General features: G+C 72.1%; 26 protein-coding genes. 9 read left to right on the top strand and 17 right to left on the bottom strand.

The window, feature by feature from the left end:
* Positions 1 to 10 precede the first annotated feature (10 nt).
* The 7 genes from ABT057_RS06390 to ABT057_RS06360 form a co-directional block, all read right to left on the bottom strand.
* The gene (locus tag ABT057_RS06390; RefSeq protein ID WP_352341316.1) at positions 11 to 736 is read right to left on the bottom strand and encodes an LAETG motif-containing sortase-dependent surface protein; all 726 of its coding nucleotides are present in this window, start codon (positions 734 to 736) and stop codon (positions 11 to 13) included.
* 163 nt (positions 737 to 899) lie between these two features.
* Complete coding sequence (locus tag ABT057_RS06385) at positions 900 to 2,030, bottom strand: LOG family protein (protein WP_352341315.1); 1,131 nt, start codon at positions 2,028 to 2,030, stop codon at positions 900 to 902.
* 111 nt (positions 2,031 to 2,141) lie between these two features.
* Positions 2,142 to 2,561, bottom strand: a complete 420-nt coding sequence (locus ABT057_RS06380; RefSeq protein WP_352341314.1) for a VOC family protein — start codon at positions 2,559 to 2,561, stop codon at positions 2,142 to 2,144.
* A gap of 111 nt (positions 2,562 to 2,672) precedes the next feature.
* Positions 2,673 to 3,893 carry a hypothetical protein gene (locus tag ABT057_RS06375; RefSeq protein WP_352341313.1) on the bottom strand — a complete coding sequence of 407 codons (1,221 nt, stop codon included), beginning with the start codon at positions 3,891 to 3,893 and terminating at the stop codon, positions 2,673 to 2,675.
* A complete protein-coding gene (locus ABT057_RS06370; RefSeq protein ID WP_352341312.1) occupies positions 3,875 to 4,639 on the bottom strand; it encodes an ABC transporter ATP-binding protein in 765 nt (254 codons plus the stop codon). Before ABT057_RS06370 ends, ABT057_RS06375 begins: the two co-directional genes overlap by 19 nt.
* A 218-nt stretch (positions 4,640 to 4,857) precedes the next feature.
* Positions 4,858 to 6,222 carry an aspartate aminotransferase family protein gene (locus ABT057_RS06365; RefSeq protein ID WP_352341311.1) on the bottom strand — a complete coding sequence of 455 codons (1,365 nt, stop codon included), beginning with the start codon at positions 6,220 to 6,222 and terminating at the stop codon, positions 4,858 to 4,860.
* 19 nt (positions 6,223 to 6,241) lie between these two features.
* Entirely contained in the window at positions 6,242 to 6,760 is a 519-nt protein-coding gene (locus ABT057_RS06360) for an Lrp/AsnC family transcriptional regulator (protein ID WP_352341310.1), read from the bottom strand.
* A 168-nt stretch (positions 6,761 to 6,928) separates the two neighbouring features.
* On the opposite strand from ABT057_RS06360, the gene ABT057_RS06355 reads away from it, so the two are divergent.
* Complete coding sequence (locus tag ABT057_RS06355) at positions 6,929 to 8,377, top strand: gamma-aminobutyraldehyde dehydrogenase (RefSeq protein ID WP_352341309.1); 1,449 nt, start codon at positions 6,929 to 6,931, stop codon at positions 8,375 to 8,377.
* A 30-nt stretch (positions 8,378 to 8,407) separates the two neighbouring features.
* The gene (locus ABT057_RS06350) at positions 8,408 to 9,586 is read left to right on the top strand and encodes a polyamine ABC transporter substrate-binding protein (RefSeq protein WP_352341308.1); all 1,179 of its coding nucleotides are present in this window, start codon (positions 8,408 to 8,410) and stop codon (positions 9,584 to 9,586) included.
* Between the two features lie 77 nt (positions 9,587 to 9,663).
* Here the strand turns inward: ABT057_RS06350 and ABT057_RS06345 are convergent, their stop codons facing one another.
* The 10 genes from ABT057_RS06345 to ABT057_RS06300 all read right to left on the bottom strand — a co-directional run bounded on the left by ABT057_RS06345 (position 9,664) and on the right by ABT057_RS06300 (position 19,595).
* Complete coding sequence (locus ABT057_RS06345) at positions 9,664 to 10,362, bottom strand: LuxR C-terminal-related transcriptional regulator (protein ID WP_352341307.1); 699 nt, start codon at positions 10,360 to 10,362, stop codon at positions 9,664 to 9,666.
* A 91-nt stretch (positions 10,363 to 10,453) separates the two neighbouring features.
* Complete coding sequence (locus ABT057_RS06340) at positions 10,454 to 11,116, bottom strand: YceI family protein (RefSeq protein ID WP_352341306.1); 663 nt, start codon at positions 11,114 to 11,116, stop codon at positions 10,454 to 10,456.
* 81 nt (positions 11,117 to 11,197) lie between these two features.
* Positions 11,198 to 12,400 carry a hypothetical protein gene (locus ABT057_RS06335; RefSeq protein ID WP_352341305.1) on the bottom strand — a complete coding sequence of 401 codons (1,203 nt, stop codon included), beginning with the start codon at positions 12,398 to 12,400 and terminating at the stop codon, positions 11,198 to 11,200.
* A 19-nt stretch (positions 12,401 to 12,419) separates the two neighbouring features.
* Positions 12,420 to 13,259: an IclR family transcriptional regulator gene (locus ABT057_RS06330; RefSeq protein WP_352341304.1), complete on the bottom strand. Its 840-nt coding sequence runs from the start codon at positions 13,257 to 13,259 to the stop codon at positions 12,420 to 12,422.
* A complete protein-coding gene (locus tag ABT057_RS06325; protein WP_352341303.1) occupies positions 13,256 to 13,975 on the bottom strand; it encodes an MBL fold metallo-hydrolase in 720 nt (239 codons plus the stop codon). Before ABT057_RS06325 ends, ABT057_RS06330 begins: the two co-directional genes overlap by 4 nt.
* The gene (locus tag ABT057_RS06320; protein ID WP_352341302.1) at positions 13,966 to 15,123 is read right to left on the bottom strand and encodes a M20 family metallopeptidase; all 1,158 of its coding nucleotides are present in this window, start codon (positions 15,121 to 15,123) and stop codon (positions 13,966 to 13,968) included. Before ABT057_RS06320 ends, ABT057_RS06325 begins: the two co-directional genes overlap by 10 nt.
* A complete protein-coding gene (locus ABT057_RS06315) occupies positions 15,120 to 16,058 on the bottom strand; it encodes an ABC transporter permease (RefSeq protein ID WP_352341301.1) in 939 nt (312 codons plus the stop codon). The genes ABT057_RS06320 and ABT057_RS06315 overlap by 4 nt, the downstream gene beginning before the upstream one ends.
* Complete coding sequence (locus ABT057_RS06310) at positions 16,055 to 17,008, bottom strand: ABC transporter permease (protein ID WP_352341300.1); 954 nt, start codon at positions 17,006 to 17,008, stop codon at positions 16,055 to 16,057. Before ABT057_RS06310 ends, ABT057_RS06315 begins: the two co-directional genes overlap by 4 nt.
* On the bottom strand, positions 17,001 to 18,515 hold the full coding sequence (locus ABT057_RS06305) for a sugar ABC transporter ATP-binding protein (RefSeq protein WP_352341299.1): 1,515 nt from the start codon (positions 18,513 to 18,515) through the stop codon (positions 17,001 to 17,003). Before ABT057_RS06305 ends, ABT057_RS06310 begins: the two co-directional genes overlap by 8 nt.
* 12 nt (positions 18,516 to 18,527) lie before the next feature.
* On the bottom strand, positions 18,528 to 19,595 hold the full coding sequence (locus tag ABT057_RS06300; RefSeq protein ID WP_352341298.1) for an ABC transporter substrate-binding protein: 1,068 nt from the start codon (positions 19,593 to 19,595) through the stop codon (positions 18,528 to 18,530).
* A gap of 278 nt (positions 19,596 to 19,873) precedes the next feature.
* On the opposite strand from ABT057_RS06300, the gene ABT057_RS06295 reads away from it, so the two are divergent.
* From ABT057_RS06295 to ABT057_RS06265, 7 genes are all read left to right on the top strand, one after another.
* Positions 19,874 to 20,272: a sortase-dependent protein gene (locus ABT057_RS06295; RefSeq protein WP_502973797.1), complete on the top strand. Its 399-nt coding sequence runs from the start codon at positions 19,874 to 19,876 to the stop codon at positions 20,270 to 20,272.
* The gene (locus tag ABT057_RS06290) at positions 20,269 to 20,898 is read left to right on the top strand and encodes a class F sortase (RefSeq protein WP_352341297.1); all 630 of its coding nucleotides are present in this window, start codon (positions 20,269 to 20,271) and stop codon (positions 20,896 to 20,898) included. The genes ABT057_RS06295 and ABT057_RS06290 overlap by 4 nt, the downstream gene beginning before the upstream one ends.
* Complete coding sequence (locus ABT057_RS06285; protein WP_352341296.1) at positions 20,895 to 21,395, top strand: RNA polymerase sigma factor; 501 nt, start codon at positions 20,895 to 20,897, stop codon at positions 21,393 to 21,395. Before ABT057_RS06290 ends, ABT057_RS06285 begins: the two co-directional genes overlap by 4 nt.
* A complete protein-coding gene (locus ABT057_RS06280; RefSeq protein WP_352341295.1) occupies positions 21,379 to 21,882 on the top strand; it encodes a hypothetical protein in 504 nt (167 codons plus the stop codon). The genes ABT057_RS06285 and ABT057_RS06280 overlap by 17 nt, the downstream gene beginning before the upstream one ends.
* A gap of 77 nt (positions 21,883 to 21,959) precedes the next feature.
* The gene (locus ABT057_RS06275) at positions 21,960 to 22,913 is read left to right on the top strand and encodes a hypothetical protein (RefSeq protein ID WP_352341294.1); all 954 of its coding nucleotides are present in this window, start codon (positions 21,960 to 21,962) and stop codon (positions 22,911 to 22,913) included.
* A gap of 44 nt (positions 22,914 to 22,957) precedes the next feature.
* Complete coding sequence (locus ABT057_RS06270) at positions 22,958 to 23,617, top strand: hypothetical protein (protein ID WP_352341293.1); 660 nt, start codon at positions 22,958 to 22,960, stop codon at positions 23,615 to 23,617.
* The gene (locus ABT057_RS06265) at positions 23,592 to 24,461 is read left to right on the top strand and encodes an inositol monophosphatase family protein (protein ID WP_352341292.1); all 870 of its coding nucleotides are present in this window, start codon (positions 23,592 to 23,594) and stop codon (positions 24,459 to 24,461) included. The genes ABT057_RS06270 and ABT057_RS06265 overlap by 26 nt, the downstream gene beginning before the upstream one ends.
* Positions 24,462 to 24,535: the final 74 nt, after the last annotated feature.

Here is a 24,535-nt window from a genome sequence, read left to right as displayed (position 1 = left end):
TCGCTCTGGCTCAGCGGTTGCCGGAGCCGCGGCGGCGCATGCCGAAGAAGACCGCGCCACCGCCGATCACCACGAGCAGGGCCGCGATGCCGGCGATCAGTCCGGTGTTGGAGCCGGCGCCGGTCTCGGCGAGGTTGGACTCCTGGGCCGCGGGCGACACGTCGTTGCCGACGGGGGCGGCGGCGGAGCCGCTCTGGCTTTCGGACTCCGAGGAACTCGGGGTGATCGTCTCACCCGGGGACGGGGCGGTCTGCGACGGGGTCGCGGACGCCGAAGCCGAAGCCGACTCCGACGCCGAGGGGGACGGGCTGGTGGTGTCGTCGCCCTGGCAGGCCTTGGACGGGGTGGTCAGGTTGCCCGCGATGTCCTTGTCGACGAGGACCTTGTCCTTCTTGATGGCCTTGACGTGGATCCGGTAGATCGCGTCGGGCGCCCAGTCCTCGGCGAAGGTGATGGTGGTGCCCTTCGCGGAGCCTTCTACTGTCTGCTCGCCGACCTGGCGCAGGTCGGCGCCGTTGTTCTCCAGGAAGACGGTGACGACGGCGGGCACGCCGGAGGCGTCCTTGTCGGTGACGGTGATGACGCCCTTCGTGCCGTCACAGGAGGCTGCGGCGGCGAAGTCGCCTATCTCACAGGCCAGGGCGGTGCCGGCGGCACTGAACGCGAGGGCGGCGGAGGCGGCGGTGACACCGAGGACGCGCAGCGAGGAAGCGGCGGTACGGCGGGAAAGGGACACGTTTGTCCTTTACGGGAAGCGCAACTGCGGGGGGTGGAGGGGGAGATGGCGCCCCCGGTGATGCCGAGTGCGTCACCATCCCCAGCAGACTCACAGATCTATAAGCGTTTCATAAGCAGTGTCAATCCGTGGACCCCGCCCAGCGGCTGGCTTTGCCCGCTTATTAATGACCGAGACGTTTCAATGCCTCCGGAGCATCCTCGATCCGGTCAACAAGGGCGATACGGGACTCCATCGACCGCTCCCGGGCGAGTGACCGCAACAGGGGCCAGGCGGGCAGACGTTCCGTCCAGTGCTCCCGGTCCACGAGCACCATCGGCGTCGGTTCGCCGCGCGACTCGTAGTAGTTGGGCGTCACGTTGTCGAAGACCTCCTGCACGGTCCCGGCGGCGCCCGGCAGGAAGACCACCCCGGCGTTGCAGCGGGCCAGCAGGCCGTCCTCGCGGGTGGCGTTGGAGAAGTACTTGGCGATGTGCGCGGCGAACGGGTTCGGCGGCTCGTGGCCGTAGAACCAGGTGGGGATGCCGACGGAGGGACCGCCGCCGGGCCAGTCGGCGCGCACCTCGAAGGCGGCCCGCGCCCAGTCGGTGATCGACGGGGTGAACTTCGGTGCCTTGGCGAGGAGTCGCAGCGCCTCGGTCAGCATCTCGTCGCCGAACGGCGCCGCGTACGCCCCCAGGTTCGCCGCCTCCATCGCGCCGGGGCCGCCGCCGGTCGCCACCGTGAGCCCGGCGCGGGCGAGTTCACGGCCGAGGCGGGCCGCGCCTGCGTACGCCTCCGTGCCGCGCGCCATCGCGTGGCCGCCCATCACGCCCACCACCCGGGCGCCGACGAGGAGTTCGTCGAGCGCGTCGGAGACCGCGTCGTCGTGGATCGAGCGGAGCATCGAGCCGAATATGTCGCCGTCCGCCTTGGTCTGCTGGAACCAGGCGTAGGTCAGGGCGTCCGGGGTCGCCTCGTAGCCTCCCTCGTCGAGGGAGGCGAAGAGCTCGTCGGGGGAGTAGACGAAGCCGCGGTACGGGTCGAAGGACAGCCCGGGTACCGGCGGGAAGACCAGGGCGCCGGAGGCGCGTGCCTTCACCGCGGCCTCCGGATCCATCGGGCAGCCGAGGAACACGGCTCCCGAGGTGTCCAGGGCGAGCAGGATGTCCGTACGGCCCGTCAGGTCGACGGCCTGGACGCGGAAGTGGGACAGCGTGCCGTGGTCACGGACCACCTCGTCGAACTCGGCGAGGCACTCGATCTCGCGGTCGTGGGAACCGTCGAACGGCTGGGCGGGTGTCGTCGGATGCACCCGCCCATGCTAGGGCGTGTTTCGAAAGTCCCGCCTGCCTGGCGGCCTGCCCTTCGGGCAGACGACGCCACTTTCGAAACACGCCCTAGGACTCAGGTCTTCGGGGGAGGGTCAGCTTTCGATGGCCGACGGGTCCATCCAGACGACCTCCCACGTGTGGCCGTCGAGGTCGTCGAAGGCACGGCCGTACATGAAGCCCATGTCCTGGGTCCGGCCGCTGGGGGAGCCGCCGAGGGCGAGCGCCCGGTCGACCAGTTCATCGACCTTCTCGCGGCTCTCGGCGCTCAGGGCGATGAGGACCTCGCTGGTCTTCGAGGAGTCCGCGATCTCCTTGTCGGTGAAGGTCGCGTAGAACGGCTTGGTGAGCAGCATCGCGACGATCGTGTCGCTGATCACCACCGAGGCCGCGTTGTCGTCGCTGAACTGCGGGTTGATCGAGTAGCCCAGCTCCGTGAAGAACTTCTTCGACGCGTCGAGGTCGTTCACGGGCAGGTTGACGAAGATCATCTGCTGGTGGGCGGGGGCGGTCATCGGGTCTCTCCCATCGGATGGTGTGTCGTACGTCGGGGTAGACCGGCGGGCCGCGCGGAACTCATCGGTGGGCGCGATCGTGTGTCGTACGGGTCCCGGTTCGTACGGCGTTCAGCGGGCCAGCGGGATCGCCGCGAGCTCCGCCACCACCAGGGTCAGCGGGACGAAGAGGGTCAGCAGCGCGCCGGTGCGCATCGCGGCGGCGGTGCGCAGGGTCCGGCTCGGGGCGCCCAGACGGAGCAGGGCGGCGGTGGTGTCGGCGCGGGCCTGCCGCGCCTCGACGGCGGCGGTGAGCAGTGTGGCGACCGTGCAGCCCGCGACGACCGCGGCGCCCAGCGTGGTGAGGGGGCCGGAGGAGGGGTCGGCCGGGTCGTACAGGGCGGAGATGGTGTACGCGCCCGACGCCACCGCGCAGAGCACGCCCAGGGGGCGGCCGATGCGGGACGCCTCCTCCATGAGGCCGCGGCCCGCCAGGAGGCGCAGGGCGCCCGGGCGGACGGCCTGCAGGAGGCGGCCGCAGAGGTGGGTGAGGCCGGGGCCGGCGAGGGCGAGGCCGATGGCGGTGAGGGTCCAGCCGAGGAGGACGGCGGTGGGGGCGGTGGGGAGGCCGGAGGGCAGCGGGGTGGTGGCGTCCGTCGCCGTGCGGCTCGCGTAGCCCTCCACCGCGAGGCCGGTGGCGAGGAGGGCCGCGCCCCAGGGGAGGGCGGTGGGCTCGGGGAGGTGCGGCGGGTCGGGGAGCTCTTCCGGGGTGTCCTGGCTGCTGTCGGCCGGGGCTGGGCCGAGCGAGGCGGGCCGCGTGGGCCGGCCGGCCGCCGGGCGGGCGTCCCTCGGGCGGAGCGACAGGGCCACGGCGGTCGATGCCGCCGCCGGTACCAGGGACAGCAGGGTCAGGGCCGCGGGGAGGGGGAGGGGATGGTCCGCCGCCAGGAAGTCCGTGGCCGCGCCGTCGAAGGGCATGCCGGTGAGATCGCCGCGGAGGTGGAGGAAGAGGAGGAGGGACAGCATCGAGCCGAGCAGGGTCGACAGGGCCGTCGTCGTGGCCGAGACGGCCATCAGGCGGGCCGGGCCGAGGCCGATCGCCGCGAGGCCGGGGCGCGGGCGGGTGCCGGGGTCGGTGCGGGCGACGGCGACGGCGAGGTGGACCGTGGCGGCCAGGGGGAGCGCGCACCAGGCCAGGCGGAGCGCGGACCCCGCCGAGGCTTCCGGGTGCGCGAGGGCGTGGCCGAGGGTGGAGAGGAGGAGGAAGCCGGTGGCCGCCGATGCCGTCGCCACCAGGAGGCGGCGCAGCTGTACGGCGGGGTGGGCGCTGCGGGTCAGACGGAGAGCGAGCACGAGGCCCCCCGGCCTTCCGGCTCGGCTCCCCGGCCTTCCGGCTCCGTGTCCGGGGGAAGGTGGACGGTGTTGACCCGGCGGCCGTCCAGGAGGGCCACCCGGCGGTCGGCGAGGGCCGCGGTCTCCGCGTCGTGGGTGGCCAGCACCACCGTGATGCCGTGCGAGCGGGCCGCCGTGGTGAGCGTGCGCAGGACGTGGGCGCGGTCCGCGCGGTGCAGGGGGGCCGTCGGCTCGTCCGCGAAGAGCACGGAAGGGGCCGGGGCGAGGGCGCGGGTGATGCAGACGCGCTGGCGCTCGGCCTGGGTGAGCTCGTGCGGGCGGCTGTGGGACTTGTGGCCGACGTCGAGGCGGTCCAGCCACTCCAGCGCGGCTGCCTTGGCGCGGCGGCGGCTGGTGCCGCGCAGCATGAGGGGGAGGGCCGCGTTCTCCCAGACGTTCAGCTCGGGGACGAGGACGGGGGCCGGGTCGATCCAGCCGAAGCGGTCGCGGCGCAGCCGTTCGCGGGCCATCGGGCCCATGGTGTGGACGGCCACGCTGTTGAACCAGACCTCGCCGTGCTGGGCGGGCGACAGGCCGGACAGACACTGCAGCAGGGTCGTCTTGCCGCTGCCGCGCGGGCCGCTGACGGCGAGGATCTCGCCCTCCCGCACGCCCAGCGAGACACCGCCCAGCGCGGGTGAGCCGTCGCGGTGCGTGAAGTGCAGGGAGCGTGCCCAGAGCACGTCGTTGTCCGGCGGGGCCTCCATGGGCGTACACCTCGGTTCAGATCTGTGGTTCCCGTGCCAATCCCCCGTACGGGGGAACGAAGGCGGGGCCGATCGGTCACGAGCACGCTAAGGAGGTCGTGGCGGGCATCCGGACAGCACACGGCCCCGGGCGGCCGTTTCTCACTCGAACGGCAGACTCCGGGGCCGGTGTTGATCACAGGGTCAGCTGATCACAGCTTCGTCTCACGGGTTTCGTCTCACAGCTTCGTCCACGCCTCCGTCAGCGTCGCGCGCAGTATCTGCTCGATCTCGTCGAACGTCTCCTGGTCGGAGATCAGCGGCGGGGCGAGCTGGACGACCGGGTCGCCGCGGTCGTCGGCACGGCAGTACAGCCCGTTGTCGAAGAGGGCCTTGGACAGGAAGCCGTACAGGACCCGCTCGGTCTCCTCGGCGTCGAAGGACTCCTTGGTCGCCTTGTCCTTGACGAGCTCGATGCCGTAGAAGAAGCCGTTGCCGCGGACGTCGCCGACGATCGGCAGGTCGTGCAGCTTGTCCAGCGTGGCGCGGAACGCGCCCTCGTGGTCCAGCACGTGCTGGTTCAGGCCCTCGCGCTCGAACAGGTCGAGGTTGGCGAGGCCCACGGCCGCCGAGACGGGGTGGCCGCCGAAGGTGTAGCCGTGCAGGAAGGTGTTGTCGCCCCGGTAGAAGGGCTCGGCCAGCCGGTCGGAGATGATGCAGGCGCCGATGGGGGAGTAGCCCGAGGTCATGCCCTTGGCGCAGGTGATCATGTCCGGGACGTAGCCGAACTTGTCGCAGGCGAACATCGTGCCGAGGCGGCCGAAGGCGCAGATGACCTCGTCCGACACCAGCAGGACGTCGTACTGGTCGCAGATCTCGCGCACGCGCTGGAAGTATCCGGGCGGGGGCGGGAAGCAGCCGCCCGCGTTCTGGACCGGCTCGAGGAAGACCGCGGCGACGGTGTCGGGGCCCTCGAAGAGGATCTGCTGCTCGATCTGGTCGGCGGCCCAGCGGCCGAAGGCCTCGGGGTCGTCGCCGAAGATCGGGGCGCGGTAGATGTTGGTGTTGGGGACCTTGTGCGCGCCGGGCACCAGCGGCTCGAAGGGGGCCTTCAGGGCCGGGAGGCCGGTGATGGACAGGGCGCCCTGCGGGGTGCCGTGGTAGGCGACCGCGCGGGATATGACCTTGTGCTTGGTGGGCTTGCCGGTGAGCTTGAAGTACTGCTTGGCCAGCTTCCAGGCGGTCTCCACGGCCTCGCCGCCGCCGGTGGTGAAGAAGACCTTGTTGAGGTCGCCCGGCGCGTGGCCGGCGAGACGCTCCGCGAGCTCCACGGCCTTGGGGTGGGCGTAGGACCAGACGGGGAAGAACGCGAGCTCCTGGGCCTGCTTGAAGGCGGCTTCCGCGAGCTCCACGCGGCCGTGACCGGCCTGGACCACGAACAGGCCGGCGAGACCGTCGAGGTAGCGCTTGCCCTTGTCGTCGTAGATGTAGGTGCCCTCGCCCCGGACGATGGTCGGGACCGGGGAGTTCTCGTACGAGGACATGCGGGTGAAGTGCATCCACAGGTGGTCGTACGCGGTGCGGCTGAGGTCCTTGGAGCTCACGGTTATCGGGTCCTCACGGTTATCGGGTTCCCCACATGTAGGTCTGCTTCTTCAGCTTCAGATAGACGAAGCTCTCGGTCGAGCGGACGCCGTCGAGCGCCCGGATGCGTTTGTTGATGACGTCCAGCAGCTGGTCGTCGTCCTCACAGACGATCTCCGCGAGGATGTCGAACGAGCCCGCGGTCATCACCACGTACTCGACCTCGGACATGTCGGTGAGCGCCTCGGCTATGGACTCGACGTCGCCCTCGATGTTGATCCCGACCATCGCCTGCCGGCGGAAGCCCACGGTGAGCGGGTCCGTGACGGCGACGATCTGCATCACGCCCTGGTCGAGCAGCTTCTGCACGCGCTGGCGCACGGCCGCCTCGGACAGGCCGACGGCCTTGCCGATCGCGGCGTACGGCCGGCGGCCGTCCTCCTGGAGCTGTTCGATGATGGCGAGGCTGACGGCATCCAGGTGGGGCTTGCCGCCGGTCCTGGACTCGCGGGAGTCCCTCTGCTCTGCGCTTCGACTGGCCACGGCCTCACTGTGCACGACGTATCGACAGTTCCGCAAGGTCGGGGCAATGAAATTCGTTGTTTACGTGAGTGAGATCTGCGAATTCCGCAGCCTTCATAGGATCGGGGGTGTTGAAAACGCGGAGCAGCGGATTAGTGTGGGTGTCTCAGTCGATGGACACCTGCGAAGTTGGAGGGCTGGTCAGTGAGCACCGAGCTGGGGCGGCTGCGGAAACTACAGAACTACATCGCCGGTGAGTTCCGGGACGCCGCCGACGGACGGACCACCGAGGTGGTCAACCCCGTGACCGGCGAGCCGTACGCGACCGCGCCGCTGTCCGGACGGGCCGACGTGGACGCCGCGATGGCGGCCGCCGCCGCGGCCTTCCCCGGCTGGCGGGACACCACGCCCGCCGAGCGGCAGAAGGCCCTCCTGAAGATCGCCGACGCCTTCGAGGACCGCGCCGAGGACCTCATCGCGGCCGAGGTGGAGAACACGGGCAAGCCGATCGGGCTGACCCGCTCCGAGGAGATCCCTCCCATGGTCGACCAGATCCGCTTCTTCGCGGGCGCGGCCCGGATGCTGGAGGGGCGCTCGGCCGGCGAGTACATGGACGGGATGACGTCCATCGTCCGCCGCGAGCCGGTCGGCGTCTGCGCGCAGGTCGCGCCGTGGAACTACCCGATGATGATGGCCGTGTGGAAGTTCGCCCCGGCGATCGCGGCCGGCAACACGGTCGTCCTCAAGCCGTCCGACACCACCCCGGCCTCCACCGTCCTGATCGCCGACATCATCGGCTCGATCCTCCCCAAGGGCGTCTTCAACGTCATCACCGGCGACCGTGAGACCGGCCGCCTGATGGTCGAGCACCCCACCCCCGCGATGGCCTCGATCACGGGCTCGGTGCGGGCCGGCATGCAGGTCGCCGAGTCGGCGTCCAGGGACCTCAAGCGGGTCCACCTGGAACTGGGCGGCAAGGCGCCGGTCGTCGTCTTCGAGGACACCGACATCGCCAAGGCCGTCGAGGACATCTCGGTGGCGGGCTTCTTCAACGCCGGCCAGGACTGTACGGCGGCCACCCGCGTCCTCGTCCAGGAGTCCATCCACGACGAGTTCGTCGCCGCGCTCGCGAAGGCCGCGTCCGAGACGAAGACCGGGCAGCCGGACGACGAGGACGTGCTGTACGGCCCCCTCAACAACCCCAACCAGCTGGGCCAGGTCACCGGCTTCATCGAGCGGCTGCCCGCCCACGCCAAGGTCGAGACCGGTGGCCACCGGGTCGGCGAGAAGGGCTACTTCTACGCCCCGACCGTCGTCTCCGGCGTGAAGCAGGACGACGAGATCATCCAGAAGGAGGTCTTCGGTCCCGTCATCACCGTCCAGTCCTTCTCGGACGAGGAGCAGGCGGTGGCATGGGCCAACGGCGTCGAGTACGCCCTCGCCTCCTCGGTGTGGACCCGGGACCACGGCCGCGCCATGCGGATGTCCAAGAAGCTCGACTTCGGCTGTGTGTGGATCAACACCCACATCCCGCTGGTCGCCGAGATGCCGCACGGCGGCTTCAAGAAGTCCGGCTACGGCAAGGACCTCTCGGGCTACGGCTTCGACGACTACACCCGCATCAAGCACGTCATGACCTCCCTGGACGCGTAGTTGACGGACCACAGCAGGGAGGGGCGTGCCGTGCGCACGCCCCTCCCCTCTCGCCGCTCCCTGCTGCGCGCCCTCGGCGGCACCGCCGCGCTGGGCACCCTCACCGGCTGCGGGGTACAGGCCGCGTACGTCCCCGCCGGGGACCGGGCGGCCGCCGACGTCTCCGCCACCGACAAGCACCTGACCTGGGCCAACTGGCCGCTCTACATCGACACGGACGACGACGACGCGACGAAGCGGCCCACGCTGGACGCCTTCACCGAGCACACCGGCATCTCCGTCGACTACGTCGAGGAGATCAACGACAACGACGAGTTCTTCGGCAAGATCAGTCCGGCGCTGATGAACCACCAGCAGACCGGCCGCGACCTCGTCGTCATCAGCGACTGGATGTGCGCGCGGTTCGTACGGCTGGGCTGGGTGCAGGAGATGGACCGCTCCCGCCAGCCGAACGTCACCGAGTACCTCGACCCGCTGCTCCGTTCGCCCGCCTTCGACCCGGGGCGCGAGTACACCGTGCCGTGGCAGTCCGGCATCACCGGCATCGCCTACGACCGCCGCAGGCTCGGCCGCGAGATACGCGGGGTCGCCGACCTGTGGGCCGGTGACCTGAAGGGCCGCGTCACCCTCCTCTCCGGCCTGGACGAGGCGTTCGCGCTGCTGATGCAGGGCAAGGGCGTCGACGTCACGAAGTGGACGGCCGACGACTTCCACGCCGTGTGCGACCAGGTGGAGAAGGAGGTCCGGGCCGGCCAGATCCGCCGCTTCACCGGCAACGACTACACCAAGGACCTGGTCAGCGGCGACGTCCTCGCCTGTCAGGCCTACTCCGGCGACGTCATCCAGCTCCAGGCCGACAACCCGGACATCCGCTTCGTCGTCCCCGAGGAGGGCGCGGAGCTGTGGTCGGACTCCCTGATGATCCCCGACCTCGCCCGGCACAAGGCCAACGCCGAGCGTCTGATCGACTACTACTACGACCCCGAGGTCGCCGCCGAACTCGCGTCCTGGGTGAACTACGTCTGCCCGGTCCCGGCCGCGCAGGCGGTCCTCGCCGACTCCGACGACGAGGACACGGCCGCCCTCGCCCGCAATCCGCTGATCTTCCCCGACAAGGCCATGCGCGACCGCCTGGCGATCGCCCGTGACATCACCTCCGCGGAACGACTGGAGTTCGCCAAGCGCTGGAACGTGATCGTGGGCCTGTGACGGGCCGGGGACGGGCCTGACGTCAAGGCCACCGCTTGGCGGCGGTCGGCCGGGCGGCTCCTGCCGGAGCGCCCCTGTCAGGCCGCGGGCCGTACGAGGCCGGACTCGTAGGCGAAGGCCACCGCCTGGACCCGGGCGCGGGCGCCGATCTTGGCGAGGATGTGGCTGACGTGGCTCTTCACGGTCGTCGGGGCGATGGACAGCCAGTCGGCGATCTCGGTGTTGGACCAGCCGGAGGCGACGGCGACGAGGACGTCGCGTTCCCGTCCGGTGAGCGTGCCGAGTCCGGATGTGCGGGGGAGAGGGCGGGTGGTGCGCTGTTGCCGGACCGTCTCGATGAGCGCGCGCGTCAGACCGGGGGTGATGACGGCGTCTCCGGCGGCCACGATGCGGACGGCCGCGGTCAGTTCCTCCGGGGCGGCGTCCTCGAACAGGAACCCGCCGGCTCCGGCGCGCAGCACGGCGTAGGCGTACCCCTCGTGGCCGGCGGGGGCGAGGACCAGGACGCGGGGAGGGCGCGCCTGTGCCGTCACCGGTTCCAGGGGGCGGGGGAGGTGGGCCGGCCGTGCGATGCGCCGGACGGTCTCGATGCCGTCCGCCCCGGCGTGGCGGCTGTCCATCAGGACGACGTCGGGGCGGAGCGAGGCGCTCGTCAGGACCGCCTCGGCCCCGCTCACCGCTTCCCCGACGACGTCCAGACCGGGCTCGGCGGCAAGGAGCACGCGCAGGGCGAGGCGTTGCAGGGACCGGTCGTCGACCACGAGTACGGAGACCATGTCTGTCTTCTCCCTGCCGGCGGCGAGGCCGCCTTGTGCGAAACGAAACAGTTTCGTTCCTTACGCTACCGCGGCGCGTGTAAAGCCGGAATCAGTCGGCGGGGGTCGTCCGGATGGCCGCGATGTCGAACTGGAGGCGGACCTTCTCGCTCACCATCGCGCCGCCCTCCGCCAGTCTCTGGTTGTAGGTCAGGCCCCATTCGGAACGGTTGATGGTGGTCGTGCCGTCGAAGCCGGCCCGCTCGTAGCCGAACGGGTCGGTGACGTGGCCGATGTAGGTGAGATCCAGGTCGACGGGACGGGTGCGGTTCCTGATGGTGAGGTCGCCGGTCATGCGGTAGACGTCGTTGCCCGCGAGACGCACGGCCGTGCTCGTGAAGCGCATCCGCGGATAGGCGCGGGCGTCCAGGAAGTCCCGGCCGACGAGATGGGCGTCGCGCTGTTCCACGCCGGTGTCGACGGACGCCGTGGACAGGGTGATCTCGGCCCGGGAGCGGGCCGGATTGCGGCCGTCGAAGAAGAGCCGGCTCTCGTACTCGGTGAAAGCCCCGCGCACGGTCGTCACCAGGGCGTGGCGGACGGAGAAACCGATACGGCTGTGCGCGGGGTCGATCATCCATTCCCCGGTCAGTGCCGCCAGGGCGGGATCGGGCAGCCCGCCGACGGGGGTGAAGGCCGGTGACTCGTGGGGGAGTTGGGGGGCGGTGGGGGGAGCCGGGCGGCGCAGGGACGCAGCACGGGTGAACAGGTTCATGGTTCACGTGATTACGGCACGACGGGAACCGTCGCAAGGTGCTCCAGAACTCGCACACATGGCCGACACCATTTCCACCGGTCAACGCTCCTTGAGCGCCACCGGGATGCGGTCCAGCACCGGGTGGGGCACCAGGCCGTAGTGGTAGAAGTCCACGGCGTCGGCCCTGCCGGGAGCGGTGGCCGCGGCGGTCTTGGCCGCCAGCTGCGCGGCGGACCCGGTGTCGGGGACCCCTGGGCGCAGCACCGCGCGCAGCGAGCAGCCGTCCGCGAGGGCGGACCGGTAGGCGGCGGTGTCGGCCGCGATCCGCTCCGGGTCCCGCGCGTAGGCGAGCATCGCGTAGCCGGGGACGACCGCGCTGACCGCGGCCGGGTCGACACCCGTCCGCCAGGCCTCGTCGACGGCGAGCGGGCCCGTCGGCAGGCCGTCCGCGTAGCCCTTGATCGCGCCGGTGAGATCGAGGAAGACCAGCCGTGAGCCCTCCGCGGCCACCGCCTCCGCCACGGCGGCCGCGAGCGAGGTGACCGTCCCGGTGCGGGTGCGGACGTAGGCGGCGACGGGCTCGGGGAGCTCCCACGGCCGGGGATCCCCGCCGTCCAGGACCCGGCCGGCCGCCCGGGCCGCCTCGGCTCGCGCGGCGCCCGCGTCCACCCCGGCGGACTCGGCGTGCCGTACGCAGTGCGGGCAGAAGCACAGGCCCAGCAGGAAGTCCTCCAGCGGGCCCAGCGGGACGAAGCTGCGCTCGTGGTGGTAGCCGTGGCCGAAGGTGCCGTAGTGGAGGGATTCGGCGACCACCGCGTCCATGCCCAGCCGGGCCACCGAGCGGGCCAGTGCGACGGCGTACGCCCGCACGTCGGGGTGGGCCGGGCAGAGGTCGGCCGGTGCGGCCCGGTCGCCGAAGCAGTTCTCCTGGGTGACGTCGGGGTGGGCGAGGCCGAGCGTGGTGTTGTGCAGGAACACGGTCCAGCCGTGCAGCGCGGCGCCCCGCTCCGCCGTCTGTCTGCGTACCTCGCGCAGCGGCTCCTCCTCGGCGCCCGCCTGGACGGGAGGTGTCAGACGCAGTCCGTCGAACAGCCCGGCCGGCGGGACGAAGTGGGCGCCGTCGTGGCGCAGGGTGACCCGCGCCGGACCGTGCGGGGTGACGTCGCGGGCGCGGTGGTAGGCGGCGGCGACGGTGAGGGTGTCGCAGCCGTACGTCCCCAGGACGCGGTCGAGCACCGAGCTCACGCCCTCGGCGCGCAGATCCTCGACGAAGGCGTACGTCGACGCCGTGGACGTTTCCATGCCCAGCCCCTCCGGGGAGTCAGTTGCCGTTGCTGTTGCCGTGGTTGTCCCGGGCCCGGGGAGAGCCGAGGACGTGGGAGATCTCCAGACCGGTGCGGACGACCATCGGGCCGACCTCGCGGACCCGGGCCGGCGTCATCCGGGTGGTGAGGCCGGAGACGCTGACCGCCCCGACCGCCGCGTCGGTGTGGTCGAAGACGGGCGCGGCGACGCACCGCACCTCCGGCTCGTTCTCACGGTCGTCGATGGCGTAGCCCTCCCGCCGGACCCGGGCCAGCTCGGCCCGCAGCCGCTGCGGGTCGGTGGTCGTGTGCGGGGTGACCGGCGGCATCCCGGCGGCGACCACGACCCGGAACTCCTCCTCGCCCAGCCAGGCGAGGATGGCCTTGCCGACGGCGGTGCGGTAGGCGGGGACCCGGCTGCCGACCCGGGAGGCCATCCGGACGTTGGTCTCGTTCTCGACCTTGTCGATGTAGACGACGTCCGGCGGTTCGTACACCACCAGGTGGCAGGTCTCCCCGACCGCGTGCTGGAGCAGTCTCAGCGGCTCGGTGGCCACGGTCCGCAGGTCCAGCGAGGAGAGATAGGCCTGCCCGAGCCGCAGGGTGCCGTGGCCGAGCCGGAACCACCCGGTCTCGCGGTCACGGACCAGCAGGTCGGCCTCCATCAGGGGCGTGGTGAGCCTGAGCACCGTGCTCTTGTTGATGCCCAGCTCCTCGGCGAGCCGGGTCAGCGAGAGCCCCCGGCCGGTGCCGGCGTGGTCGCGGATGTGCTCGAGGACGGTGAGGGCGCGGCGCAGCGAGGAGGACTGGTTGCGGCGGGCCGACGATCCGGAGGCGGATCCCGATGTGGCGGTCAAGTCGTACTCCTCGGCAGCAGTCCCCGGGCGACGGTGTCGCGGGCGGTGGCCAGGTGCCGCCCGGCCCGGGCGAGGGAGATCTCGTGGTGGCCCGGGAAGAGCGCGTCGACGTCGAGCGCGGCCAGCAGGGTGAGACTGGCCGCGTACTCGGGCACGCGGCTGTCGTGCAGATTCTGCAGTGAGATCCGGCCCCCGGTGAAGACGCAGTCGCCGGAGAAGAGGGCGCGGTGACCGGGGGTGCGCAGGTGGTAGCAGGTGTGGCCGTCGGCGTGGCCGGGTGTCGCGACGGCCCGCAGGACCACCCCGCCGCCGAGGTCGACCTCCTCGCCGTCGGCGATGGGTTCCACGCGGGGGCAGGGGGCGAAGGTGTAGTCGGGCGGGTAGACGCCGGCGGCTCTGCCCCTGTCGACGCTCAGGCCGCGTTCGTCCCCGGTGGCGATCCAGTCCACCGCCGCGGCTCCGGCCCGCACGCGCAGGCCGGGGTACCGCTCGGCGAGCGCGGCGGCCCCGCCCGCGTGGTCGGCGTGGCCGTGGGTGAGGAGGAGGTGGTCGGGGGGCGTGCCGTCGAGGGGGAGCGCGCAGCGGCCCGCGCCGGCGTCGACGAGGGCGGTGTGCCGGCTGCCCCTGACCAGGTAGACGTGGCAGTCCAAGGGGTCGGAGAGGTCGAAGCCGGCGGCTCCGCTGGCGACGAGGGTGACGTGATCGGTCAGTCGCACGACGGCTCCCCGAGTCCTCGTACGGCGGCTGCCACGACCCGCGCCGCCAGCTCCACCTCCGCCAGGTCCACCGACTCCTCCGCCGAGTGCGCGTCCGCCACCGAACCCGGGCCGAAGACCACCGACGGGATTTCGGCCCTGGCGAGCTTGCTGGCGTCCGTACCGAAGGGCATGCCGCGGATCTCGGACGGCCGTCCGTGCTCGTCCAGTGCCCGGCGCAACGCGGTGACGACGTCCGCGTCCGCCGCGGTGTCCAGGGCCGGGTCCACCGTGAACGGCGAGTCCACCTCCGCGCCCAGCGCGGTGAGTTCGGCACGGTCGTGCTCCCACACGGTCTCCGGGTCCTCGCCGGGGAGCGTGCGGCGGTCGACGTCCACCTCGCAGCTGTCGGGGATGGTGTTGGGACCGGTGCCGCCCCGGACACGGGTGACGGAGCGGGTGGCCGAGCCGAGGAGGGGGTGCGGCGGGACGGCCGGAGGACTGCCGGCCAGGTGGGCGATGACGGGGGCCATCAGGGTGATCGCGTTGACGGCCTCCTCGGGGCGCGAGCTGTGTCCGGCGCGCCCCCGTGTCCGCACGGTGTAGCGGACGACTCCCTTGTGCGCGACGGCCGGGACCAGCCCGGTCGGTTCGCCGACGATCGCGCCCACGACCGGGCGGTCCGTGAGCGCGTCCACCAGGTGCAGGACCCCCAGGCAGCCGTGCTCCTCGTCGCAGACCCCGGCCAGCACCACGGTGTACGGCGGTGGGCCGTCCCCGGCGGCGAGTTCGGCGAGGGCCAGCAGGAACGCGGCCAGCGGGCCCTTGGCGTCGCAGGCGCCCCGCCCGTACAGCCGGCCGTCGTGGACCGCGCCGTCGTACGGATCGACGGTCATGCCGTCCGTCTCGACCGTGTCGAGGTGCGACTCCAGCAGGACCACCCCGGGAGCGCGGCCCGGCACGACGGCCACCACGTTGCGGCGTCCCGGCAGCACCTCGGGCAGCTCGGCCCGCACACCGCGCCGTTCCAGCCAGTCCCGTACGTACTCGGCGACCGCCGTCTCACCCCCGTCGGCCGCCCCGTCCCGGGGGTTGACGGAAGGGATCCGTACGAGGTCCCGCAGGAGGTCCTCCACCGAGGTCGGGTCCGGCGTCAGGTCCGGTGTCATGTCCGGCGCTCCCTCGCGTAGACCAGCAGCAGGCCGATGATCAGGACGCCGAGCACGACCTGCCGTACGCCCTCCGAGAGGTTCCACGAGGTCAGCAGCGCGGTGAGCAGTGTGAGCAGCAGGGCGCCGCCGACCGTGCCGAGGAGGTGGCCGCGCCCGCCGAGGATGGAGGTGCCGCCGAGCACGACCGAGGCGATGGACAGGAGCTGGTAGGGGTTGCCCATGGTCAGTGAGCTGGTGCCGGTGAAGCCGAGCAGCACCAGGCCCGCCACGCCGGCGAGCAGCGCGCAGGACACGTACGCCGTGAACGCCGTCGACACGAGCGGCACCCCGGACGCCCGGGCCGCGTCCTCGCCGGCGCCCAGCGCGAAGGCGTACCGGCCGGTGCGGGACAGGTGCAGCAGCCAGAACGCGGCGGCCGTGACGAGCAGCCACAGCAGGAACGACCGGGGGACGCCCAGCAGTCGGCCGCCTGCGAGTGAGTCCAGCAGCGGAAGGTGCGCCGAACTCGGGGAGCCGTCCGTGTAGACGAGCAGGGTGCCCGACAGGATCGTTCCCGTGGCCAGTGTCATCACCATCGGCGGAACCCGCAGCCAGACGACCCCGGCCGCGTTCACCGCGCCGACGAGCGCGCTCAGCAGCAGCGCCACCGTCATAGCCGCGGCGCCACCGCCCGTGCCGGAGGCGACCTTGGCGCACACCACCGCCGACAGGGCCACCACACCGGACACCGACAGGTCGATGCCGCTCATCATGACGACCAGGGTCTGGCCGACCGCGACGATGCCCAGGAAGGACGCCGTCTGCACCAGGTAGCGGAAGCTGGAGACGGTGTCGAAGCCGTCCGCGAACAGGATCGCGGCGAGCCAGGTGACGGCCAGCACGCCGAACGCCCAGGTCGCTCTGCCGCCGTTCTGCAGCGCCAGGCCGCTCATACGGCCGCCTCCCTCGTGAGGTACGTCTTCAGGGCGAGCGCCACCACGAGGATCACGCCCTGCAGGATGAGCTGGTAGAAGGGCGAGATCCCGGTGAAGAGCAGGAGATTGGTGAGCAGGCCGATGACCAGCGCGCCCAGGACCGTGCCGCGCATCCGGCCGACTCCGCCGAAGAAGCTGATGCCGCCGAGCACCGAGGCGGCGATGGAGTTGAGCGTGTAGGGGGCGCCGATCGTCGGGTCGGCCGAGCCGGTCTGGATCGCGAGGCCGATCCCGGCGAGTCCGGCGAACGCGCCCGCCAGCGCGTATCCGCCGATCTTCACGCCCCGGGTGTGCAGGCCGCTGGCGTAGGCGCCGTGTTCGTTGCCGCCGACCGCGTACAGGGCGAGGCCGTGGCGGGTGGTGCGCAGCAGTTTCCACAGGGCGAGGACGAGGGCGATCGCGACGGCCGGCAGGGCTATGCCGTTCCAGCCGTTGTTGTACGCGTTCACCAGCCCGCCCGGTACCGCGCCGCCCGGCTGCGGCAGGACCACCAGGGTGACCCCGCCCCACAGGAAGGAGGCGGCGAGGGTCACCACGATCGGCGGCAGTCCGGCGTAGGCGACCAGCGTCCCGTTGACCGCGCCCGCCAGGGCGGCCGTGCCCAGGGCGAGCACCGCGGCCGTGACGACTCCGCCGGCGCCCCGGGCGTCGTAGGTGGCGAACACGGCCATGGCGAGGCCGAGCACCGCGCCCAGCGAGAGGTCGATCCCGCCGAGCAGCATCACCGTCGTCTGGCCCGACGCGGCGAGGACCAGCGGCAGGAACTGGGCGGAGAGGATGGTGACGGAGGCGGGGGTGAGCAGGCTGGAGTCGTAGTGCTGGTAGGCGATCAGCAGCACCAGCAGCAGCGCCGCCAGGGCGAGGAGGTCGGTGCTGCCGCGTGCGGCACCGAGGAGGCGCTCACGCATGGACCACGCCCCCGGTGCCCATCACCGACGACCTGACCAGACGTTCCTCCGTCAGGTCGGGTCCCGTGAGGCGGTCCACGACCGTCCCCTCGTACAGGACGGCCACCTCGTCGCACAGGCCGACCAGTTCCATGGTGTCTCCGGAGGTGACGAGCACCGCGAGGCCGTCGTCGGCGAGGCGGCGCAGCAGGTGGTAGATCTCGCGCTTGGTGCCGATGTCGATGCCCCGGGTCGGTTCGGCGAGCAGCAGGACGCGGGGCGCGGTGGGCAGCCACTTGGCGAGCGCGACCTTCTGCTGGTTGCCGCCGGAGAGGCGGCGGGCCTCCTGCGCGGGGGAGGCCGCCTTGATGCGCAGCCGTCCGATCAGGTCGTCGACGAGGGCGGTCTCGGCGCCGCGCGAGACGGTGGTGAGCCGGCTCGCGGGTGCCAGGGCGCGCATGCTGGGCAGGGCGAGGTTGTCGCGGACGGCGCGCACGGTGTGGACGCCCTCGGTCTTGCGGTCCTCGGGGACGTAGGCGATACGGCGCCGGATGGCGTCCCGGGGCGAGGAGAGCCGCAGCGGACGGCCCTCGAAGGTGATGTCCCCGGTGTGGCGGGCGAGGCCGAACAGGGCGCGCAGCACTTCCCGCTGTCCCTGTCCCTGCAGTCCGCCGAGGCCGGTGATGCGGCCGGGCACGAGGTCGAGGTCGACGCCGGCGCAGGCGCGGGGGACGGTGAGTCCCCGGACCCGGAGCAGGGGGTCGGGGCCGGCGGCCGTCGCCTTCGCCGGGAACAGGTTGGACAGTTCCCGGCCCACCATCAGCCGCACGATGTCGTCGTGATCGGTCTGCCGCCGTTCCCGGGTCGCCGTGACCGCCCCGTCCTTCAGGACCGTCAGCCGGTCGCCGATCGCGAAGAGTTCGGCCATGCGGTGGCTCACCAGGATCACCGAGCCGCCCTGGTCGCGCAGTTCGCGCGCCACCCGGAAGACGGCGCCCACCTGGTCCTCGTCGAGCGCCGAGGTGGCCTCGTCGAGGATGAGCAGCCGGGGCTCGCCCGCCAGCGCCTTGGCCAGTTCGACCAGTTGCCGGCTGCCCAGCGGCAGCCGGCCGACCGGGGTGCCCGGGTCGACGTCGAGACCGACCCGGGCGAGCAGCGGCCTGGCCCGGGCCGCGAGGTCGCGGCGCCGGACCAGACCCCGGCGGGTGGGCCAGGCCCCGAGGAACACGTTCTCCGCGACGCTCTGGTGCGGGTTGAGGCTCAACTCCTGGTGGACGGAGCCGATCCCGGTGGCCCGGGCGCGGTGGGGAGACCACGCCCGGGGCACCGGGGTGCCGTCGAAGACGACACGGCCGGAGTCGGGCGCGAGGAGCCCGGTGACGAGGGAGAGCACGGTGGACTTGCCGGCCCCGTTCTCGCCGACCAGGGCCAGCACCTCCCCGGGCTCGACGTCGAAACTCACGTCCGTCAGCACCCGGTTGCCCGCGAACGACTTCGACACCTTCTCCACACTCAGCAGCGGCGGCACTGGGTCACCCGCTCACTTGCCGATGAGCTTGTCGATCTGGGACTGCGGGATGTCGTTGATCGGGTAGGAGTCGTCGGGCTCGGCGGGCTTGGCGTACTGGGAGAGGTTGCTGTCGGTGATCTCGGGCAGCGGGACGACGACGTTGTGCGGCACGTTCACACCCTCGCGGTGGGCGACGGCCGCCTCCAGGGCGATCACCGAGAGGTAGTTGGGCTGGGCGGTGGCAAGAGAAGAGAAACCTTCCTTCTGCTTGCTCTGCCACAGCTTCAGGAAACCGTTGTAGTTCTCGCCGGTGATCGGGACCAGCTTCTTGTCCTGCTTGACCAGCGTCTGCAGCGCGGCCGCCGACAGCGCCCCGCCCTGCGAGAACACCCCGTCGATGTCCGGGTGGGCGGAGTAGGCGGCGGCGAAGGCCTGGGCGGCCGGCGCGAGGTTGTACTCGCTGTGCACATTGCTGACGATCTTGATGTCCGGATACTTCTTGAAGACCGCCGCGGCCCCCGACCACCGGTCCTCGCTGACGGCCACACCGGCCGGGCCGTTCATCGCGATGACGCTGCCCTTGCCGTTCAGCTTCTTGGCCAGCCAGGTCGCCATCATCGAGCCCCAGGCCTTCTGGTCCGTGCCGACCGTGATCACCTTTTTGGAGGTCGGCAGCGAGTCGAAGGCGACGACGGTGATGCCCGCGGCCACGGCCTGCTCCAGCGCCGGGTTGAGCGCGGTGGAGGAGCCCGCGTCGACGAGGATCACGTCGTACTTCTGCTGGATCATGGCGCGGATCTGGGCGATCTGCTGAGAGGTGTCGCCGTTGGCGTTGAAGGTCTTGAAGGAGGACACCTTGCCCGCCGACTTCAGCTTGTCGACGTCCGTCTGCAGCATCTTCAGGGTCTGCTGCATCCACGACGGGGTCAGGTAGATCGTCGACCAGCCGACTCTCAGGTTCTTGGCCGTGGCGGGCGAGGCGCTGGCATCCGCGGCAGCCGTGTCGCTGTCCGACTGGACGTTGCACGCGGCGACCCCGGCCAGAGCGCAGAGGGAGGCGGCGACGGCCACCGCACCACGTACGGAACGAGCGTTCATCGAAGTTCCTCGAATCCCTCGAAGGGTGCCCGGGCCGTCGAAAAGGGCCCGGATGACGGGTGAGTGGGGGGTGAGGACCGGCCTGTTGAGAGGGGAACGTAGGAGGTGAGCTCAGGCGGGCACCACTTGTGCAACACAAAATTTCGCATTGCACAACAGCCCCGCTCCAGGGCCCCTCCGGACCTCGTCGGCGGCTTTGCCATCTCTTTACAACCCGGTCCCCCGCTGCCTCGTCTCTCCGCTCGATCCGTCAACGGACCGATGAAAGAGAGCGACACATGCGACGCATGTCCACAGCGGGCCTCGGTGCCCTGGCAGTCACGGGCGCGGCCCTGCTGATGAGCGCGGCCCCGGCGTTCGCCGACGGACAGTCGGCGAGCCCGGTGCCCAGCACCGCGACGAAGAGTTCCGGCACCCCCGTGTCAGAGGCCGCCAGCCCGGTGCCGAGCATCGAAAAGACGGCCGACGCTTCCACCGCCCCGACGGACGACGACCTGGCTTCGACCCCGGAGCCGAGCCAGGTCGGCCGCGTACCGAAGGGCGCCGCCGACACCGGTGTCGAGAAGCCCTCCGAGGGCAACGGCGGCCTGGTCGGAGTCGGTTCCGCCGCCGCCGCGTTCGCCGTGGCGGGCGCCGGCTTCTACGTCGTACGGCGCCGGAGGGCGACCGGCGCATGAGCCCGTTCTCCAGGCGCGCCCTGGCCGCCACCGCCCTCGCCGTGCTGCTCGCCGGCTGCGGCGGCCCGCCGGCCGACCGGGGCACCGACCCGGCCACCCCCAAGGCCACCACCGGAACCTCCACGGCCTCCCCGAGGCAGACCACGCAGGCCGCGCGTCCCCTCGCGCGGTCCGTACCGGTCGCGCTGCGGATCCCGGCCATCGGGGTCGACACCCCGGTGATGCGGCTCGGGCTGGCCTCCGACGGCAGCGTCGAGGTGCCCCCCGTCGAGAAGGACGACCGGGCCGGCTGGTACCGGCACTCGCCCACCCCGGGCCAGACCGGACCGTCCGTGATCCTCGGTCATGTCACCGTCGGCCAGTACGGCGACGGCGTCTTCCGGCACCTCGACGAGCTGGGCCGGGGCGACCGGATCACGGCGCGCCTGGAGAACGGCACCACGGCCGAGTTCGCCGTCACCGGCGTACGGACCGTCGACAAGAGCGAGTTCCCGACCGAGGACGTCTACGGGAACGTGGACCGGCCGGAGTTGCGTCTCATCACGTGCGGAGGTCCCCGCTCCGGGGACGGATACCGCGACAACGTGATCGTCTTCGCCGCCCTGATCCCCGCGGGAGAACGTTGAAACGGCCCGCTCGGTCCCGTGAGAGGGCGGCGTCCGAGCTGTTCGCCGCCCTCTACCCGCGCCTCGCGGGCTGGTGCCGCCGTCTCGTCGACGACGACGGCACCGCCCACGAGATCGCCTCGGAGGCCTTCACCCGCCTCTGGGCCCGCTGGACGTCCGTGGCGGAACCCCAGGGCTTCCTCTTCGTCACCGCCGCCAACCTGGTCCGCGACCACTGGCGCAAACTGGAGCGTGAGCGGCGGGCCGTGCGCCGGGCGACCGTCGAGGCCGCGGTGCAACCGCACGCCGAACAGGACGACCCGTCCGTCCGCCTGCTCGTGCAGTCGCTGCCCGACCGGCTGCGGGTGCCGATCCTGTTGCACTACTACGCTGACATGCCGATCAGGGAGGTGTCCGTGCTGACCGGGCGCAAGGAAGGAACCGTCAAGGCCGACCTGCACGCGGCCCGCGAACTGCTCCGCGCCCACTTGAGGAGAAGCTTTGATCACACCCGCTGACGACTTCGACGACGGCGCGGAGCCCGAGGAGTTCGACCCCGAGGACCCGCTCACGGTCATCCTGCGGCCGGCCCACGGCCACCTCGCCCCGCCGCCCGGCCGCTACACCGAGGTCCGCCGCGGCGCGGCCCGCCGCCGGCTGCTGCGCACGGCGGCCGGAGCCGCCGTGGTCTGCGCCGTCGCCGCCCTCGCCGTCCTGCTGCCGGGCACGCACGGCGGGCCCGCCACCCCGACGGTCCCGCTCGCCCCGCCGGCGGACCGGTACACGCCGACCGCCCCGGACACGCCGGTCCCGTCGGACGCCACGCCCGTGCCGGCCCCGTCCGTCGCGCCGGACACCTCGGCGCTGCCCGTCCCTTCCGAGGGGGCCCCGACCGGCGATGCGCAGTCCGCCACCGATGCCGCGACCAAGGCCCCCATCACCGCCGACTCCGTCATTGAGGACCGGAGCGCGATCGAGCCCTCGCTGGCGAGTACGCGCCGTTGAGGCCGGTGAACGCGCCGTAGCCGTCGCCCGCGGGTTGCTCCTACCATGGATGTCACCGTCGGGGGAGGGTGGGGGACGTGTCGCGCAGTACACCGCAGCCGTCGGGGCGCCGGCTGGAGGACTCGATCGCCTGGGCGGTCCGCAACGCGGACGGCGTCGTCGCCATCGCGGTGGCCCTCACCGTGGGCCTGCTCGACATCACCAACAAGGACTTCGACAACGACATCGTCACCGGCTCCATCCTGCTCGTGCTCGCCGCGCTGGTCTACGGCTCACTGACCGAGCGCCGGCGCCGGATGGCCGACATCCGGGCCGCCACAGCCGCCACCGGCCGCGCGATCGAGGACCTGGCCATGGTGCGCACCCTGGCCGGACCCGAGGTGGCCCTCGCGCACGAACAGGCCCGCCGCTCCACCGCCCGCTGGGTGTTCAAGGGCGGCACCGGCACCTATCTGCGGGCGGTCACCCTGCCGCAGTGCGTCCTCGAGGCGCAGCGCCAGCGCCGCGCCCTCACCATGAAGATCGACATCGTCAACCCGGCCGACGACCGGGTCTGCGAGGCCTACGCCCGTTTCAGACGCACCTTCGGCCACGGCGACACCGTCGGCTGGACCACCGAACGCACCCGCAAGGAGTCGTACGCCACCGTCCTGGCCGCCGGCTGGTACCGGCAGCGGCTGGACACCCTCGAGATCGACGTGCACCTGAGCTCCGTCGCCCCCGCGCTGCGCTTCGACCTCTCCGACACCTGCCTGATCATCACCCAGGACGACCCGCGCCGCGTCAGCCTGTACGTGGAGCGGGACCGGCCGCTGTACGACTACTACGTCACCGAGCTGCACCAGAGCCGCGAACAGGCCGTCAAACTCGATCTCCGGGAGGCGACCGCACTCAGCGACGAGCCGACCGTCGACGAGGTCAGACGCCTCCTCGACCGGCTCGGGCTGCCACTGCCGACCAGCTTCACCGACCGTGACGTCGGCGACATCATCGACAAGGCGCTGCGCGCGGAGGATCCCTACCGCACATGAGCGCCGCGGGGTGGGCGAGGGCCTTTCTTCCGGTGGGAGGAACGATGGACTACCCGGCCCTGGAACGGGCCGCCCGGCGGGGCGAGACCGCCGACCTGGTGCGGCACGCCGCATCGGAACTCCACGAGGTCGCCTCCGGCCGCCGCGTACTGCTCGCGGTGCGACATCCCCTGGGGTTCGTCTGCCTGCCCGTGCTGCGGGACGGCGCGGAGGGCGTCTGCGTCCACGTCTTCGGCCCCACGGGCCGGCTGCTGACGGACCATCAAGTGCACTCGCACAGCTGGGACCTGATCAGCACCGTGCTCTACGGCCGCCTGGACAACCGGCACATGAACGTCGAGGAGGACACACCCGCCCCCACCCACCGGCTGTTCGAGGTGCACAGCGAACCGTCCGGAGTGGACGAACTACGGCCCACCAGACGGCTCGTGCGCGCCCTGCCCGGAGCCGAGCAGTCCAGCGCGCGGGGCCAGACCTACGCCCTTCCGGCGGGCGAGTTCCACACCACCAGGGTGCCGGACGGCCGTCCGACCGCCACCCTGGTGCTGGGGCGGACCCTGCCCGGCCGGGCGGACCTCTCCCTGGGACCCCTGCGGGCCCCGGGCCACCGGGTGGTGCGCAGGACCTGCGACGCGGCCCAGACCGCCCGGATCGCCCGGGCCGCCCTCAGGAGGATCCATGAGCCCGAAGCCCCGTACGTCTGACCCCGCGTCCGACTACACCTCCGAGTGCCGTACCGCCGTGGCGGCCGCCGAGGCGGCGGGGGCACTGCTGCGCTCCCGCTTCCCGGACGGCTTCGCGGCCCGGCCCAAGGGCGAACTCGGCGATGTCGTCACCGACCTGGACCTGCTCGCCGAGCGCCTGGTCGTCGACCGGATCCGCGCCGACTTCCCGCACGACCGGATCCTGGCGGAGGAGGCGGGCGACGCGGCCGACGGCGACGGGGGCGCCCGCACCTGGCTGGTCGACCCGCTCGACGGCAGCAACAACGTGGTGATCGGGCTGCCCGTCTACGTCGTCGGCATCGCCCTGTGCGTCGACGGGACTCCGGTGGTCGGGGTGGTCCACGACCCGGTGGCCGGCCGGACCTGGTCGGCCCGGCACGGCGCCGGCACCCACGGACCGGCCGGCCGGCTCGCCCCCGCCCCCCGCCCGCCCGCCGCCGCGGGCCCGCTCCTCGCCTGGACCCAGGGCCACGCCGTACGCCGCGACGACCCCGTCGCCCGCGCCCTGCGCCACACCCTGGAACTCCGCTCCCGCCGCCTGCTCCAGCTCTGGGCGCCCCTGGTCGCCTGGACCATGCTGGCCCGGGGCGACATCGACGGCTTCGTCGGCTACCGCGCGGAGGCGATCGACCTGCCGGCGGGCGCCCTGCTGGCCCGCGAGGCCGGGGTGGCCCTGCGGCACCTGGACGGCACCGAGTTCACCGCCGGTTTCGCCGGCCCCGACACCGGCCGCTCCTTCGTCGCGGCCCGCCCGGAGACGCTGCCCGCCCTCCTCGACCTGGTGGCGGCCGCCGGGACACCGCTGCCGGGCAGGGTGCCGTAGGGGGTGCCGTTCGGATCATCCCGGGTCGAGGCGGTCCGAACGACACCCCCCGCGACGAGCGGGCGCCGCGGTGC

Origin of the sequence: Streptomyces sp. NPDC002588, from assembly GCF_040295925.1 — a bacterium.
Lineage (GTDB): Bacteria > Actinomycetota > Actinomycetes > Streptomycetales > Streptomycetaceae > Streptomyces.
Note: the sequence above shows the minus strand (reverse complement) of the source record. Positions and strands in the feature narration are given on the sequence as shown.

Coding starts and splice junctions, on each gene's coding strand:
- ABT057_RS06380 (WP_352341314.1), bottom strand. CDS start 2,561: ATGACCGCCCCCGCCCACCAGCAGATGATCTTCGTCAACCTGCCCGTG.
- ABT057_RS06370 (WP_352341312.1), bottom strand. CDS start 4,639: ATGGAGGCCCCGCCGGACAACGACGTGCTCTGGGCACGCTCCCTGCAC.
- ABT057_RS06345 (WP_352341307.1), bottom strand. CDS start 10,362: ATGGTCTCCGTACTCGTGGTCGACGACCGGTCCCTGCAACGCCTCGCC.
- ABT057_RS06340 (WP_352341306.1), bottom strand. CDS start 11,116: ATGAACCTGTTCACCCGTGCTGCGTCCCTGCGCCGCCCGGCTCCCCCC.
- ABT057_RS06335 (WP_352341305.1), bottom strand. CDS start 12,400: ATGGAAACGTCCACGGCGTCGACGTACGCCTTCGTCGAGGATCTGCGC.
- ABT057_RS06320 (WP_352341302.1), bottom strand. CDS start 15,123: ATGACACCGGACCTGACGCCGGACCCGACCTCGGTGGAGGACCTCCTG.
- ABT057_RS06315 (WP_352341301.1), bottom strand. CDS start 16,058: ATGAGCGGCCTGGCGCTGCAGAACGGCGGCAGAGCGACCTGGGCGTTC.
- ABT057_RS06310 (WP_352341300.1), bottom strand. CDS start 17,008: ATGCGTGAGCGCCTCCTCGGTGCCGCACGCGGCAGCACCGACCTCCTC.
- ABT057_RS06300 (WP_352341298.1), bottom strand. CDS start 19,595: ATGAACGCTCGTTCCGTACGTGGTGCGGTGGCCGTCGCCGCCTCCCTC.
- ABT057_RS06295 (WP_502973797.1), top strand. CDS start 19,874: ATGCGACGCATGTCCACAGCGGGCCTCGGTGCCCTGGCAGTCACGGGC.
- ABT057_RS06290 (WP_352341297.1), top strand. CDS start 20,269: ATGAGCCCGTTCTCCAGGCGCGCCCTGGCCGCCACCGCCCTCGCCGTG.
- ABT057_RS06270 (WP_352341293.1), top strand. CDS start 22,958: ATGGACTACCCGGCCCTGGAACGGGCCGCCCGGCGGGGCGAGACCGCC.
- ABT057_RS06265 (WP_352341292.1), top strand. CDS start 23,592: ATGAGCCCGAAGCCCCGTACGTCTGACCCCGCGTCCGACTACACCTCC.